We start from the raw sequence: 13,591 nt of genomic DNA on the forward strand, positions 1-13,591 counted from the left end.
CTTTGCGCGGATGCATGCCAGACCCAGTGTGCCCAGCGGATTGCCCAGGCGTTTGCCAATTGAATCAATATTGAAGCGGACAGGACAGGCATATGTGCGCTATCCGCTTCGTTCACACGACGTCTTACTCTGATTTGAAATTGGCTTTGAGCACCGTGCCCGATACAGATCCAAATGAAATATCGGGATAGCCGTCCTTTTTGCAGACCGCCTTCATGATGATCTCATCGCCGTCTTCCAGAAAGCTGCGGCTCTCACCCCATGGCAGGGAAATGGGTTTTTTGCCGGCAGCAGAAAGCTCAAGCAAAGAACCCGCCTGGTCGGCATTGGGGCCGGACAGCGTACCGGTGCCCAGCATATCGCCAGGTTGCAGATTGCAGCCGTTGACCGTGTGATGAGTGATCAGTTGCGAGGCAGTCCAGTAGGCATCCTTGAAATTGCTGGTGGCCAGCGTAAAGGGTTGCTGACCGCTATCGCGTGACTGTTGCGTTGTGATTTGTACTTCCAGCTCGATATCATAGGCGCCGCCTTCAGCGTTGGCTTGCGAATGCAGATAGGGCAGCGGCTGTGGATCTGTGGCCGGATGGGAAAACGCGGTACGAAATGGCTCTAGCGCTTCCAGGGTGATGATCCACGGTGAAATGGTAGAGGCAAAGTTCTTGGAAAGAAACGGACCCAGCGGTACGTATTCCCAGGCTTGCAGATCGCGGGCCGACCAGTCGTTCAGAATGCAAAAACCAAAGATATGTTTTTCTGCCTGCTCGATATCTATGCGCTGGCCCTGTTCATTGCTTTCACCAACGAATATTCCCAGTTCCAGTTCGTAGTCAAGCCGTTTGCATGGGCCGAAGTCGGGTGCGTCGCCCTCGTTTTGTGGCTTTGTCTGGCCTACTGGGCGCGGGAACGCCTGGCCGGACACGCCAATGCTTGAGGCTCGGCCATGGTAGCCGATGGGTACCCATTTGTAGTTTGGCAGCAGCGGATTGTCGGGCCGGAACTGTTTGCCGATAGAGGTGGCGTGGTGCACGGAGATATAAAAATCGGTGTAGTCGCCAATGCGCGACGGGGTGATGAATTCGGCTTCGTCCTGTGCCACCAGCAATGGACGGATGGCCTCTTCATGCGGCGAGCCGGAACGCAGGGCCTCTGATAATGCCAGGCGCAGTGCAGACCAGTAGGGCTGGCCAAGCGCCATCAAGCCATTGAGCTGGATGCCCTGGCATGCCTCCAGTGCCTGTTGCGCCTTGTCGGTAAACAGATTCAGGTCATACAGGCGGGACAGGTCGACGATCTGATTGCCGATGCCGACCCCGGGACGAAATGCTTCGCCGGATCCGCGACGGCGAAATGAGGCAAAGGGCAGGTTTTGAATGGGGAAACCGTTGCCGGCTGTGTTGGCACTGTCCACCCAGCTGGTGAGGTCTGCCTGGTGTGTCGCGTTAAGTGTAATCATGATTCAATAGTTAACAATAAAAATTCCGGTTGAGAAGTGTACCCAATATTGCAATCGTGGCACATTCGCAGAATCCCGCAGTCGTCTCGCGGACCCCTGTGGGCATCAGTGGCCAGTGTCGGTGGTCACTTAAGCTGTCTGACTAATGGCCTGGCCAAGTACATCAAACAGCGTATTGATCTGTTCTTCATTGACAATCAGCGGTGGCGATAGGGCAATGGTGTCGCCTGTATAGCGCAATAGGACCCCGGCATCATAGCAGCGCTGGAATACCTCGGCAGCCCGTGCGCCCGGCGCGTTCTCTCGCGGCGCCAGTTCTACGCCGGCGACCATGCCCAGATTGCGCACGTCGATGACATTTGGCAAGCCGTTCAGGGCATGGGCAGCCGCTTCGAAAGCGGGCGAGCGCTTTCTGGCGTTCTCGAAGATGCCTTCGGACTGATAAAGCGCCAGGGTTGCGCCAATGGCTGCCATTGCCAGGGGGTGACCCGAATAGGTATAGCCATGGAATAGCTCAATGCCGTTTTCGCTGGCGTTGACAACCGTATCGTACAGGGAATTTGTGACAGCCACCGCACCGGCCGGTACAGCCGCATTGCTGATACCCTTGGCCATGGTGATAACGTCCGGCGTGACGCCGAAGTAGTCACTTGCCGTGTTGGCGCCCAGTCGGCCAAATCCGGTGATCACTTCGTCGAAAATCAGCAAAATGCCATGCTTGCTGGTGATCTCGCGCAAACGTTCCAGATAGCCTTTGGGCGGAATCAGCACGCCCGTTGATCCGGCCATGGGCTCGACAATGACGGCGGCGATGGTAGAGGCGTCATGCAGCGTTACGATCCGCTCCAGTTCGTCGGCCAGATGCGCGCCCCAGGCAGGCTGTCCTTTGCTGAAGGCATTTTTCTCCAGATTGTGGGTATGGGGAAGATGATCGACGTTCGGAATCAGCGAGTTGGAGAAAGCCTTGCGATTCGGGCTGATGCCACCCACCGAAATGCCGCCGAAACCGACGCCATGATAGCCGCGCTCGCGCCCGATCAGGCGGGTGCGTTGCGGCTGGCCATTTGCCCGATGGTAAGCCAGGGCGATCTTTAAGGCGGTATCGACCGACTCGGAGCCGGAATTGGTAAAGAAAATGCGTTGCATCCCTTTGGGCATCAGCGCAGCTACCGCAGTGGCGGTTTCGAATGCCAGCGGATGGCCCATCTGAAAACTGGGCGCATAGTCCAGCGTGGCGGCCTGAGTGGCAATAGCCTGGACAATTTCGTCGCGGCAATGCCCCGCATTGACACACCATAATCCGGCACATCCGTCCAGAATCTGGCGCCCGTCAGTGCTCTTGTAGTACATGCCTTTGGCAGAGGCGAGCAGACGAGGCGCTGCCTTAAAGCTTCGGTTGGCGGTAAAGGGCATCCATAAATGGGAAAGATCTGGGGTCTGAGTCGTCATTCGTGTCTCCGAGTAGATGTTCTATTCTACTCACAATAGCGGCAATTTTCTGTTTCGCTGGCAGGTTTGACCGGGAAGCGACAATTAGGGTGCCGGCGCTGGTGTTGCCAGATATTATAGTAGTATTGATACCAGTATAATATATTGGCTTGTTATCGATATTGATTCGGCCATAATACGTATATAGCGCATGAAACGACTATACCGACCGCGATCCTTGCCAACGCGGGGGGCGTTCGCTCTACCATGCGCAGTCCGGGAAACAAGATCGTATCCATACCATATTGGTTCGGGACAACAGCAGAACGAGCAGCGCACGGCAGGGTTCACGCAACAGTCGATGAATCCGCATACCAGCATTATCAGGAGAACATTTTGGCTCAGACCCTTTACGACAAACTCTGGGACGCCCACGTGGTGCACCAGGAAGACGACGGCACCTGTCTTTTATATATCGACCGTCATTTATTGCATGAAGTGACCAGCCCGCAGGCTTTCGAAGGCCTGGCGCTGGCTGAACGCAAGCCATGGCGCCTGTCTGCCAATCTGGCGGTGGCCGACCATAATGTGCCAACCATGGGTCGTGCCCAGGGCATCAGTGACCCTATCTCGAAACTGCAGGTCGATACGCTGGACAAAAACTGCGAGACTTATGGGGTTACCGAGTTTCGCATGAACGATCTGCGTCAGGGTATTGTGCACGTGATCGGACCGGAACAGGGTGCAACGCTGCCCGGCATGACCGTGGTTTGCGGCGATTCGCATACCAGCACCCACGGCGCCATGGGCGCACTGGCTTTCGGCATCGGAACGTCGGAAGTGGAGCATGTGCTGGCCACGCAAACGCTGTTGATGAAAAAAAACAAGAACATGCTGATCCGTGTCAGCGGCGATCTGCCGTTTGGCTGTACTGCCAAGGATCTGGTCCTGTATATAATCGGCGTCATTGGTACTGCAGGCGGCACAGGCCATGCCATTGAATTTGCAGGCAAGGCCATCAGCGACCTGTCCATGGAAGGTCGCATGACAGTCTGTAATATGGCGATTGAAGCCGGCGCCCGTTCAGGTATGGTCGCCGTGGACGATAAGACCATTCAGTATTTCAAGAATCGCCCATACTCGCCTACTGGCGTCTTGTGGGATCAGGCGGTGGGCTACTGGAAGACATTGCATTCGGATACCGATGCCAAGTTTGACAAAATCATTGATATTGATGCCCGTCAGGTGCGCCCGCAAGTGACCTGGGGCACGTCGCCCGAGATGGTGCTTTCCATTGAGGATCGCATCCCCGATCCTGATCGTGAAAAGGATGATGTTCGCCGCAATGGCATGGAACGCGCGCTGCAGTATATGGGTCTGACACCCAATACACCCATTTCCGACATCAGGGTAGACCGCGTGTTCATTGGTTCCTGTACCAATTCCCGGATTGAAGATCTGCGCGCCGCAGCCAAAGTGGCACGGGGCCGCCGTGTGGCCTCCAATGTGATTCAGGCCATGGTGGTGCCCGGCTCCGGTCTGGTCAAGCAGCAGGCGGAAAAGGAAGGGCTCGACAAGATCTTTGTGGATGCCGGCTTCGAATGGCGTGAACCGGGCTGTTCCATGTGTCTGGCCATGAATGCCGATCGTCTTGAGCCGGGGGAACGTTGTGCCTCCACCTCCAACCGTAACTTCGAAGGCCGTCAGGGCCAGGGTGGCAGAACCCACCTGGTAAGCCCGGCCATGGCTGCTGCAGCCGCTATTGCCGGCCATTTTGTCGACGTCAGAAAATTAGGATAACAGCATGGAAGCATTTACCATTCATGAAGGCCTGGTCGCCCCTTTGGACCGCGAGAACGTGGACACCGACCTGATCATTCCGAAGCAGTTTTTAAAATCCATCAAACGCTCCGGTTTTGGCCCCAATCTGTTCGATGAGCTGCGTTATCTGGATCATGGTGAGCCGGGCATGGACAACAGCAACCGGCCGCTTAACCCCGAGTTCGTGCTCAACCAGCCGCGCTATCAGGGTGCCAGTGTACTGCTTGCGCGTAAAAATTTCGGTTGTGGTTCAAGCCGGGAACATGCGCCGTGGGCACTTACTCAGTACGGTTTCAAGGCAATTATTGCACCTTCGTATGCCGATATCTTTTTCAATAACAGCTTCAAGAACGGCCTGCTGCCAATTGTGCTCTCCGAGCTGGAAGTGAGCCGGCTGTTTGACGAAGTGCGTGCATTCAATGGCTACAAACTGCGCATTGACCTTGAACGCCAGGTGGTCATTGCCGCCGACGGACGGGAACTGGGCTTTGAAGTAGACGCCTTTCGCAAATACTGTCTGCTCAATGGCTTTGACGACATCGGTCTGACATTGCGTCGTTCCGACCAGATCCGCACATTCGAAGCCGAGCGCCTGGCGCGCCATCCCTGGCTGGAAGGCAGTGCCGGCCTGTCACGATAATCCTATTAGCATTAGTAAAGAGAAATACGCGTTATGACACATACAATTGCAGTCCTTCCCGGTGATGGCATCGGTCACGAAATCGTCGAACAGGCCCAGCGCGTGCTGGGGGCCCTGGATCTGGATCTGACCATGGAAACAGCGCCTGTCGGCGGCACCGCCTATGATTTGCACGGCCATCCGCTGCCTGAAGCCACCCTGGCGCTGGCAAAACGCAGCTGCGCCATTCTGTTTGGCGCCGTGGGCGGATGGAACTACGATTCCCTGCCGCGCGAGCATCGCCCGGAACAGGCCATTCTGGGCCTGCGCAAAAGCCTGGGCCTGTTTGCCAATTTGCGGCCAGCTATTCTTTATCCACAACTGGCCAATGCCTCATCGCTCAAGCCGGAAATTGTATCGGGTCTGGATATCCTGATTATCCGCGAACTGACCGGCGATATCTATTTTGGCAAGCCCCGAGGCGTGCGCGTGGTAGAAGAGGGTGAATTCAAGGGTGAGCAGGAAGGCTTTGATACCATGCGTTATGCCGAGTCCGAGGTGCGCCGTATTGCCCGCATCGGCTTTGAAGCGGCGCAGAAACGCAGCAAGAAGCTGTGCAGCGTGGACAAGGCCAATGTGCTGGAAACGTCGCAGTTCTGGCGCGATATCATGATCGATGTGGCCAAAGGCTATCCGGACGTCGAGCTGTCTCATATGTATATCGATAACGCGGCCATGCAGCTGGTGCGTGCGCCCAAGGAATTCGATGTCATTGTGACCGGCAATATCTTCGGCGACATCCTGTCGGACGAAGCGGCCATGCTTACAGGCTCTATCGGTATGCTGCCGTCTGCGTCGCTCAATGCCTCCAACCAGGGCTTGTATGAGCCCAGCCACGGTTCAGCACCGGATATTGCCGGCAAAAATATTGCCAATCCGCTGGCTACCATTCTGTCTGCCGCCATGATGCTGCGTTATTCGCTGAACGAAGCGGCGGCTGCAGATCGGGTCGAAAATGCAGTCAAGGCAGTGCTGGAGCAGGGGTTGCGTACAGCCGACATTTTCGAGGCTGGCACCACAAAAGTTTCCACTTCTCAAATGGGTGACGCCGTATTGAAGGCGTTAAACTGATATAGTTATAAAATTCAGTCACTTATAATGGCGGATGGCGCACCGGGCTGCGCGCATTCGCTATTGCAGTTATATATTGCAGTTATAGTCAACAACAGTTCATTTTTCAGCTTCACAGAATCAGGTAAAGAATCATGTCACAGTCAGTGGGTTTTGTCGGATGGCGCGGAATGGTGGGTTCCGTCCTTATGCAGCGTATGCGCGATGAGGGCGATTTTGCCTTTATTAATCCGGTCTTCTTTTCAACGAGCAATGCCGGAGGCAAAGCCCCGGCGTGGGCCGAGGGTGCAGCGCCTTTGCAGGACGCACATGACATTGATGCTCTGAAGAAGTTACCTATTATTGTGACAGCTCAGGGGGGCGACTATACCACGCAGGTGCATGGCAAATTGCGCGATGCCGGCTGGGATGGGATCTGGATTGATGCGGCCAGCACCTTGCGCATGAAAGACAATGCAATCATTGTACTGGACCCGGTCAACCGCAATGTGATCGATGCGGCCATTGGCAAAGGCGTGCGCGATTTTGTCGGCGGCAACTGTACTGTCAGCTGCATGTTGATGGGGCTGGCTGGTCTGTTCAAACATGACCTGGTTGACTGGATGAGCAGCATGACCTACCAGGCGGCGTCGGGTGGTGGCGCCCAGCATATGCGCGAACTGCTTACCCAGTTTGGTCAGCTGAATGCGGCTGTCAAACCATTGCTGGACGATCCGGCCTCTGCCATTCTTGAAATCGACCGCCAGGTTCTGGCAAAACAGCAGGACCCGGCGCTGCCGCGCGATATGTTTGGCGTGCCACTAGGGGGCAGTCTGATCCCGTGGATCGACAAGGATCTGGGCAATGGCCAATCCCGTGAAGAGTGGAAGGCCGAGGCTGAAACCAATAAAATCCTGGGCCGTGGCGAAGGCTTTGGCAGTGCACCCATTCCCATTGATGGTTTGTGCGTGCGTATCGGCGCCATGCGCTGTCACAGTCAGGCACTGACAATCAAACTGAAAAAAGACGTGTCCATTGACGAAATAAGCGACATGCTCAAGGAAGGTACCCAGTGGGCTCAAGTCGTCCCGAACACCCGTGACGAAACCATGCGGGACCTGACCCCCGTGGCCACAACCGGCACATTGGATATCCCGGTCGGGCGTCTGCGCAAGATGTCCATGGGGCCGGAATATCTGAGTGCTTTCACCGTCGGCGACCAGTTATTGTGGGGTGCGGCAGAACCGTTGCGCCGCATGTTGCGCATCAGCGTCGGAGAGCTGTAATCATGGAATTGCCCACCTGGATAGCGAATTACATTTCGTTTTGGCTGCTTGGGGTATTAGGCGTCATCGTTGTGGGCCTGTTCATCATGCAGCGTTATGACCAGCGCCAGAAGGCCCGGCTCCCTGCGGGCCCCGGCTATGATGCGTTCCAGCAGAAACTCAAATCCATCAATCTGGATCTTGATGCACCTGACTCCGACGCTTCAACCCGTTCCTGAGCAGCAAGCCACCCAGGACGGTGAGCCTGTGTCCAGACGTATCGCGCTGGGCATCTCCTACAATGGCAAACCCTATCTGGGCTGGCAGACGCAGCCGCGCGGGCGCACTGTCCAGGACAGGCTGGAAAAGGCGCTGGCGGCATTCACTTGCGAGCCGACGCCCACCATCTGTGCGGGCCGTACCGATACAGGCGTTCACGCGCGGGCCCAGGTGGTGCACATTAATACTGCCATACACCGGCGGATGGAATCATGGGTCAGAGGGGTTAATGCCCATCTGCCGCCCGATATTACCGTGCGCTGGGCGCAGGAGATGCCCGCCGAGTTTCATGCGCGTTTCTCCGCGACCTCCCGCAGCTATGTTTATCTGCTCAGAAACGAGCGCATTCTGTCTCCGCACTGGCATGGCCGGGCCGGCTGGGATTTCCATCCACTGGATCTGAATGCCATGCAAATGGCGGCGCAGTATCTGGTTGGCCAGCATGATTTCAGCAGTTTTCGCTCCTCGCAATGCCAGGCAGCCAGTCCAATTCGCACCATTGAACATCTTAATATTGTTCAGCAGGGCGCATTTTTTGTTTTCACCCTCAGGGCCAACGCGTTTTTACATCACATGGTGCGCAATATTCTGGGCTGTCTGTTATATGTGGGCAAGGGGCGCTACCCGCCGGACTGGATGCCCCAGGTGATGGCTGCGCGTGACCGTAAGGTGGCTGCGCCTACCTTTATGGCCGACGGGTTGTATTTTGCCCAGGCCAGTTATCCCGCCCATTTCGGTCTGGAACAATTTGATGCCTTCGATCTGAGCCGCCCGATGCAGGCGCTGTTGTTTGAGTCCTGAGTGCAGCATCAAGGGTAAGATGCAGACCATTTGTGGCTGCCAGGCCATCGGCGAGGCTATACAACCGAATGCGCGGCACCTGGCCTTATGCGCATGATCCGCCGGCTGCGTGCACGTCATTCGTCAGCAACTGGTCAGCTTGCCTGCCGTACCCCATGTCGCTGCCCTTGTGCCTTCGCCTTGGCGACATTCTTTACATATGCAATAAAAACAACAAACAGGAACAGGCGTCGTGGCCAAAGGGCCGGAGCGTCCAAAGTTAATCACATCTGCAATAAAGATAGGAAGGGTGGGGTGCTCACAGGCCAGCTGGGCGGCTCATTGCATACGAAATAAGCCAGCGAGATCTCGGAAATAAGGGTAATTCTTGAGGGTAAAAATATCACAAATCCTGTAGCATGCCCCGGTAACCAAAAGTTTCGCTTCTCTTACTCACAATACCCATTGGAGACATCAACGATGAAACGTCGTTCCTTCCTCAAGCAGGCCACAGCCGGTGTTGCCGCAACGGGGGGTGCTGTACTGGCATCGCCCGTTTTTGCGCAAGACGCACCCAGTATCAGTTGGCGTCTGGCTTCCAGCTTTCCAACCAGTGCCGATGCGATCTATAACGGCAGCGTCAATTTTGCCAAACATCTGGCTGAAGCGACAGATGGCAAGTTCAAAGTCAGTGTCCATCATGCAGGGGAAGTGGTTCCTGCATTGCAAGTGCTGGACGCTGTCCAGAACAACACGGTGCAATGTGGTCATAGCGCGGCCTATTATTATTACGGGAAGGATCCTGCCCTCAGTTTTGATGCGGCAGTGCCGTTTGGCCTGAACACCCGCCAGTACAATGCCTGGATGCGGGCCGGCAACGGTCTTGCGCTGACTCGTGAAGTATACAAAAAATTCAATATTGTCAATTTTCCTTGCGGCCACACCGGCACACAGATGGGCGGCTGGTTCCGTAAGGAAATCAATGGTGTAGAGGACCTCAAGGGTCTGAAAATGCGTTGCAGCGCCTTTGCCGGCGCGGTGCTGTCACGTCTGGGTGTGATTCCGCAGCAGGTGGCGGGGGGCGATATTTATCCCTCGCTGGAGAAAGGCACTATTGACGCCGCTGAATGGATCGGCCCGTATGACGATGAAAAACTCGGCTTTAACAAGGTAGCCAAGTACTATTATTATCCGGGATGGTGGGAAGGCGGCTTTCAGGTGTCGCTGTACGTCAATGATGGCGAGTACGAAAAACTGCCTAAACATTATCAGGCGGCTATCATGCAGGCCAGTGCGCTGGCAACTGAAGAAATGATTGGCACGTATGACGCGAAAAACCCCGGTGCATTGCGTCGTCTGATCGCCGGCGGCGGTGTCCTGAAGCGTTTTCCCAAGGCTGTGCTTGATGCCTCTTTTGCCGAAGCGACCAAAGTCTATGAAGAGCTGTCTGCCAAAGACCCGCTGTTCAAGAAAGTCCACGATGACTACATGGCGTTCCGCAATGACGTTTACCCCTGGTTCGGGGTGGCCGAGTTCAGCTACGATGCATTCATGCTGGACGCATTGAGAAACAAAAAATAAAAACACCATGTAAAATTCCTGTTTTGCTGGCTATTTTTCCTTAGGGTCAAATGGTCAGCAAAACAGGCATATGTTGTTTCTCTTCTTTTTCCCTATTTTTGGTGTGAAAGCAAATGAAGTTTCTCTTCACTCTTTCCCGGGCTATTGACGCGCTCATGACTGCGGTTGGCCGCGTTGTGATCTGGCTCACACTGGTCGTGGTGCTGATCAGTGCCGCAAACGCAGTGGTGCGCAAAGTATTTCATTACAGCTCCAATGGCTGGCTGGAAATCCAATGGTATTTGTTTGGCGCGATTTTTCTGCTCGCGGCCGGCTATACCTTTCTTAAGAATGAACATGTACGCGTGGATATTATTTCACAGCGTCTGTCCAAGCGAACTCAGATCATTATCGAGACAGTAGGCGTGCTGTTCTTCATGTTGCCGGCCTGCCTGTTGCTCATTTATCTGTCCTGGCCCTTTTTCATGCTGTCGTTCGAGACCAACGAGCAGTCCTCCAATGCCGGTGGGCTGGTGCGCTGGCCGGTTAAGTTGCTGATTCCTATCGGCTTCTCGTTACTGGTGCTGGCGGGTATCTCTCATCTGATCAAATGCGTGGCTTATCTCAGTGGAAAAGGTCCCGATCCTCTTGCACCCTTGGGTGGCAAGACAGCGGAAGAGCTGCTGGCCGAAGAAATTGCGGCAGAAGCGGAACTGAAACGACAACAATCACTGCAGGCGGGTAACTAAGCATGGAGTTCTTAATTCAAAATATGCCGCCGATCATGTTCCTGACATTGATCTGCTTTTTGCTGCTGGGCTTTCCGGTTGCCTTTTCGCTTGCTGCCAACGGCATTCTTTATGCCTTGCTGGGTATTGCCTTTGGCGAGTTTACCTTCCCGTTTCTGCAGGCGCTGCCTGACCGGGTATTTGGGATTGTGCAAAACGATTCGTTGCTGGCCGTGCCGTTTTTTACCCTCATGGGCCTGATCCTGGAGCGATCGGGCATGGCCGAGGATTTGCTGGAGACCATCGGTCAGCTTTTCGGGCCGATTCGCGGCGGGCTGGCCATTGCAGTTGTGTTTGTGGGCGCCATGCTGGCAGCCACCACGGGTGTGGTGTCGGCTTCGGTAATTTCCATGGGCCTGATTTCACTGCCGATCATGTTGCGTTACGGCTATGATCGCAAGCTGGCAACGGGCGTTATCGCGGCTTCAGGCACGCTGTCGCAAATCATCCCGCCTTCACTGGTGCTCATTATTCTGGCCGATCAGCTGGGACGTTCCATTGGCGATATGTACCGTGGGGCCATGATTCCCGGCTTCATTCTGGCAGGCGCCTACATCGTGTATGTGGTAATTGCATCGCTGATCAAACCGTCGTACGCACCGGCCCTGCCGCCAGAGGCCCGCATCTATCGCGAGCCCAATGGCAGTAACGGTTTGCCGTCATTAGTCGTGCTGGTCGTTGTTGCCAGCGTCGGGGCGTGGCTGCTGGGCAAAGTCTTTCTATCTGAAAAGAGCGCTGCCGATGAAACCATCGTTCTGAACCTGTTGCTGTGGGGTGTTATTGCATTTGCAATCGCTGGCCTGAACAAGCTGTTGCGGCTGAAAATGCTGTCGCAGATTGCCGAACGGGTGGTTTTCGTAATGGTACCGCCGCTGTTTCTGATTTTCCTGGTATTGGGCACCATATTTATTGGCGTGGCCACACCGACCGAAGGCGGTGCCATGGGGGCCGTTGGCGCTATTATCATGGCGCTGATCCGCGGCCGCTTGACGCTATCGCTGCTCAAGCAGGCGATGGATACCACCACCAAACTGACCAGCTTTGTCGTCTTCATTCTGGTGGGTTCAACCATCTTCACGCTGACCTTTACCGGGTTTGGCGGGCAGCATTGGGTAGAGGCACTGTTTGCTTCTCTGCCCGGTGGAGAAATCGGCTTCCTGATCGTGGTCAGTATTGCCACATTCCTGTTGGCGTTTTTCCTGGACTTCTTTGAATTGGCCTTTATTATCGTGCCATTGCTGGGTCCGGTGGCCGACAAGATGGGTATCGACCTGATCTGGTTCGGTGTATTGCTGGCGGTCAACATGCAAACCTCGTTCATGCACCCGCCGTTTGGCTTTGCGCTGTTCTACCTGCGCTCGGTTGCACCAAAACAAGACTACACCGACAGAGTGACTGGCAAACTGATCAAGCGAGTTACGACCGGCGAGATCTACAAGGGCTCCATTCCGTTCATTGTCATTCAGTTGCTGATGGTGGCGTCGGTCATGGCGTTTCCGGGCATGGTCATGCATTACAAGGGTACCGGCACCGGTATCGACCCGAGTCAGGTCACGTTCGACACAGGCAATTCCTACGGTACTGATCCTTACGGATCCGATAGCGGCGCTGACAAGAGTGAAGGTAGTTCCAGCGATGCCTACGACGATCCGGCCAACGCATTTAAATAGCGGTTTTTGCCGGGCAGGGGTGTTTTTCCCTGTTCCGGCGCACCGGTAACGGCATTTTCGCGGCATTGTCCCTGAAATTTCGTTAAACTCAGAACCCTGGCACCTGTTTTTGCCAGGGTTTTTTTATGGGACTGAAAATGAGAACCCGCGTTAAATTCTGTGGACTGTCATCAGAAAAAGATATTCACGATGCGGTTGGCGCCGGGGCGGACGCCATCGGGCTGGTGCTCTATGAAAAAAGTAAGCGCTATGTGCCCCTGGCACAGGCGGCGGCGTTGCGACGCACGGTGCCGGCGTTTGTGAATGCCGTCACGCTGACCGTAAATGCTGACGTGCAGGCCATCGAACAGATTATCAATAGGGTGCGGCCAGATTTCATACAGTTTCACGGTGATGAAACGGCTGATTTCTGCGAACAATTTTCCTATCCCTATATCCGGGCTTTGAGAGTCGGTGCGCCGGGACTGGCTTCACCCGAGGAGATCGCAACTGCGGTTAGTGGCTATCCGAACGCCCGGGCTTTCCTGTTTGACGCCTATTCGCCCGCCTATGGCGGCGCGGGTATTTCATTTGACATTGGGTTGTTGACGCAAGCCACGCAGATTCTGCCGGCGTACAAAATAATGATTGCCGGCGGCTTGAATGCATCCAATATTGCTGCGCTGGTGAACAGCTATCATCCCTATGCGGTTGATTTGAGCAGCGGCATTGAAATTGCGCCTGGCGAAAAAAGTGCCGGCAAAATGCGTTCCTTTATGCTGGCGCTGTCCGAGGCGGACAAGTTGCACTGGCCCGTGAAACTCTAAGTTGCTTGACGA

At 55.1% G+C, this 13,591-nt stretch carries 12 protein-coding genes; 10 read left to right on the forward strand and 2 right to left on the reverse strand.

Going from position 1 to position 13,591, the window contains the following annotated elements; genetic code table 11:
* Positions 1 to 124: 124 nt before the first annotated feature.
* Both fahA and aptA read right to left on the reverse strand, forming a co-directional pair.
* The gene (gene fahA / locus EV681_RS19660) at positions 125 to 1,453 is read right to left on the reverse strand and encodes a fumarylacetoacetase (protein WP_128396208.1); all 1,329 of its coding nucleotides are present in this window, start codon (positions 1,451 to 1,453) and stop codon (positions 125 to 127) included.
* Positions 1,454 to 1,582: 129 nt separating this feature from the next.
* The gene (gene aptA / locus EV681_RS19665; RefSeq protein ID WP_130304921.1) at positions 1,583 to 2,902 is read right to left on the reverse strand and encodes an omega-aminotransferase AptA; all 1,320 of its coding nucleotides are present in this window, start codon (positions 2,900 to 2,902) and stop codon (positions 1,583 to 1,585) included.
* Positions 2,903 to 3,277: 375 nt separating this feature from the next.
* Between aptA and leuC the strand changes: the two genes are divergently transcribed.
* The 10 genes from leuC to EV681_RS19715 all read left to right on the forward strand — a co-directional run bounded on the left by leuC (position 3,278) and on the right by EV681_RS19715 (position 13,579).
* Positions 3,278 to 4,681 carry a 3-isopropylmalate dehydratase large subunit gene (gene leuC, locus EV681_RS19670; protein ID WP_128396210.1) on the forward strand — a complete coding sequence of 468 codons (1,404 nt, stop codon included), beginning with the start codon at positions 3,278 to 3,280 and terminating at the stop codon, positions 4,679 to 4,681.
* 4 nt (positions 4,682 to 4,685) lie between these two features.
* A complete protein-coding gene (gene leuD, locus EV681_RS19675) occupies positions 4,686 to 5,342 on the forward strand; it encodes a 3-isopropylmalate dehydratase small subunit (protein WP_128396211.1) in 657 nt (218 codons plus the stop codon).
* Positions 5,343 to 5,375: 33 nt separating this feature from the next.
* A complete protein-coding gene (gene leuB, locus EV681_RS19680; RefSeq protein ID WP_128396212.1) occupies positions 5,376 to 6,452 on the forward strand; it encodes a 3-isopropylmalate dehydrogenase in 1,077 nt (358 codons plus the stop codon).
* Positions 6,453 to 6,586: 134 nt separating this feature from the next.
* Positions 6,587 to 7,717: an aspartate-semialdehyde dehydrogenase gene (asd, locus tag EV681_RS19685; protein ID WP_130304922.1), complete on the forward strand. Its 1,131-nt coding sequence runs from the start codon at positions 6,587 to 6,589 to the stop codon at positions 7,715 to 7,717.
* 2 nt (positions 7,718 to 7,719) lie between these two features.
* A complete protein-coding gene (locus EV681_RS19690) occupies positions 7,720 to 7,935 on the forward strand; it encodes a hypothetical protein (protein ID WP_128396214.1) in 216 nt (71 codons plus the stop codon).
* Between the two features lie 28 nt (positions 7,936 to 7,963).
* Positions 7,964 to 8,776: a tRNA pseudouridine(38-40) synthase TruA gene (gene truA / locus EV681_RS19695; RefSeq protein ID WP_165393149.1), complete on the forward strand. Its 813-nt coding sequence runs from the start codon at positions 7,964 to 7,966 to the stop codon at positions 8,774 to 8,776.
* 459 nt (positions 8,777 to 9,235) lie between these two features.
* A complete protein-coding gene (locus tag EV681_RS19700) occupies positions 9,236 to 10,336 on the forward strand; it encodes a TRAP transporter substrate-binding protein (RefSeq protein ID WP_128396216.1) in 1,101 nt (366 codons plus the stop codon).
* A 113-nt stretch (positions 10,337 to 10,449) separates the two neighbouring features.
* A complete protein-coding gene (locus tag EV681_RS19705; RefSeq protein WP_041710160.1) occupies positions 10,450 to 11,064 on the forward strand; it encodes a TRAP transporter small permease subunit in 615 nt (204 codons plus the stop codon).
* A 2-nt stretch (positions 11,065 to 11,066) separates the two neighbouring features.
* Positions 11,067 to 12,773, forward strand: a complete 1,707-nt coding sequence (locus EV681_RS19710) for a TRAP transporter large permease (protein WP_128396217.1) — start codon at positions 11,067 to 11,069, stop codon at positions 12,771 to 12,773.
* 137 nt (positions 12,774 to 12,910) lie between these two features.
* Positions 12,911 to 13,579 carry a phosphoribosylanthranilate isomerase gene (locus tag EV681_RS19715; RefSeq protein WP_165393150.1) on the forward strand — a complete coding sequence of 223 codons (669 nt, stop codon included), beginning with the start codon at positions 12,911 to 12,913 and terminating at the stop codon, positions 13,577 to 13,579.
* The last annotated feature ends 12 nt before the right edge of the window (positions 13,580 to 13,591 follow it).

The organism is Advenella incenata (assembly GCF_004217095.1).
GTDB lineage: Bacteria > Pseudomonadota > Gammaproteobacteria > Burkholderiales > Burkholderiaceae_B > Advenella > Advenella incenata.

Excerpts from the sequence above, each read along its gene's own strand:
- EV681_RS19700 (WP_128396216.1), top strand. The coding sequence starts at position 9,236 with ATGAAACGTCGTTCCTTCCTCAAGCAGGCCACAGCCGGTGTTGCCGCA.
- EV681_RS19715 (WP_165393150.1), top strand. The coding sequence starts at position 12,911 with ATGAGAACCCGCGTTAAATTCTGTGGACTGTCATCAGAAAAAGATATT.
- leuB (WP_128396212.1), top strand. The coding sequence starts at position 5,376 with ATGACACATACAATTGCAGTCCTTCCCGGTGATGGCATCGGTCACGAA.
- EV681_RS19690 (WP_128396214.1), top strand. The coding sequence starts at position 7,720 with ATGGAATTGCCCACCTGGATAGCGAATTACATTTCGTTTTGGCTGCTT.
- asd (WP_130304922.1), top strand. The coding sequence starts at position 6,587 with ATGTCACAGTCAGTGGGTTTTGTCGGATGGCGCGGAATGGTGGGTTCC.
- aptA (WP_130304921.1), bottom strand. The coding sequence starts at position 2,902 with ATGACGACTCAGACCCCAGATCTTTCCCATTTATGGATGCCCTTTACC.
- EV681_RS19705 (WP_041710160.1), top strand. The coding sequence starts at position 10,450 with ATGAAGTTTCTCTTCACTCTTTCCCGGGCTATTGACGCGCTCATGACT.
- leuD (WP_128396211.1), top strand. The coding sequence starts at position 4,686 with ATGGAAGCATTTACCATTCATGAAGGCCTGGTCGCCCCTTTGGACCGC.
- fahA (WP_128396208.1), bottom strand. The coding sequence starts at position 1,453 with ATGATTACACTTAACGCGACACACCAGGCAGACCTCACCAGCTGGGTG.
- EV681_RS19710 (WP_128396217.1), top strand. The coding sequence starts at position 11,067 with ATGGAGTTCTTAATTCAAAATATGCCGCCGATCATGTTCCTGACATTG.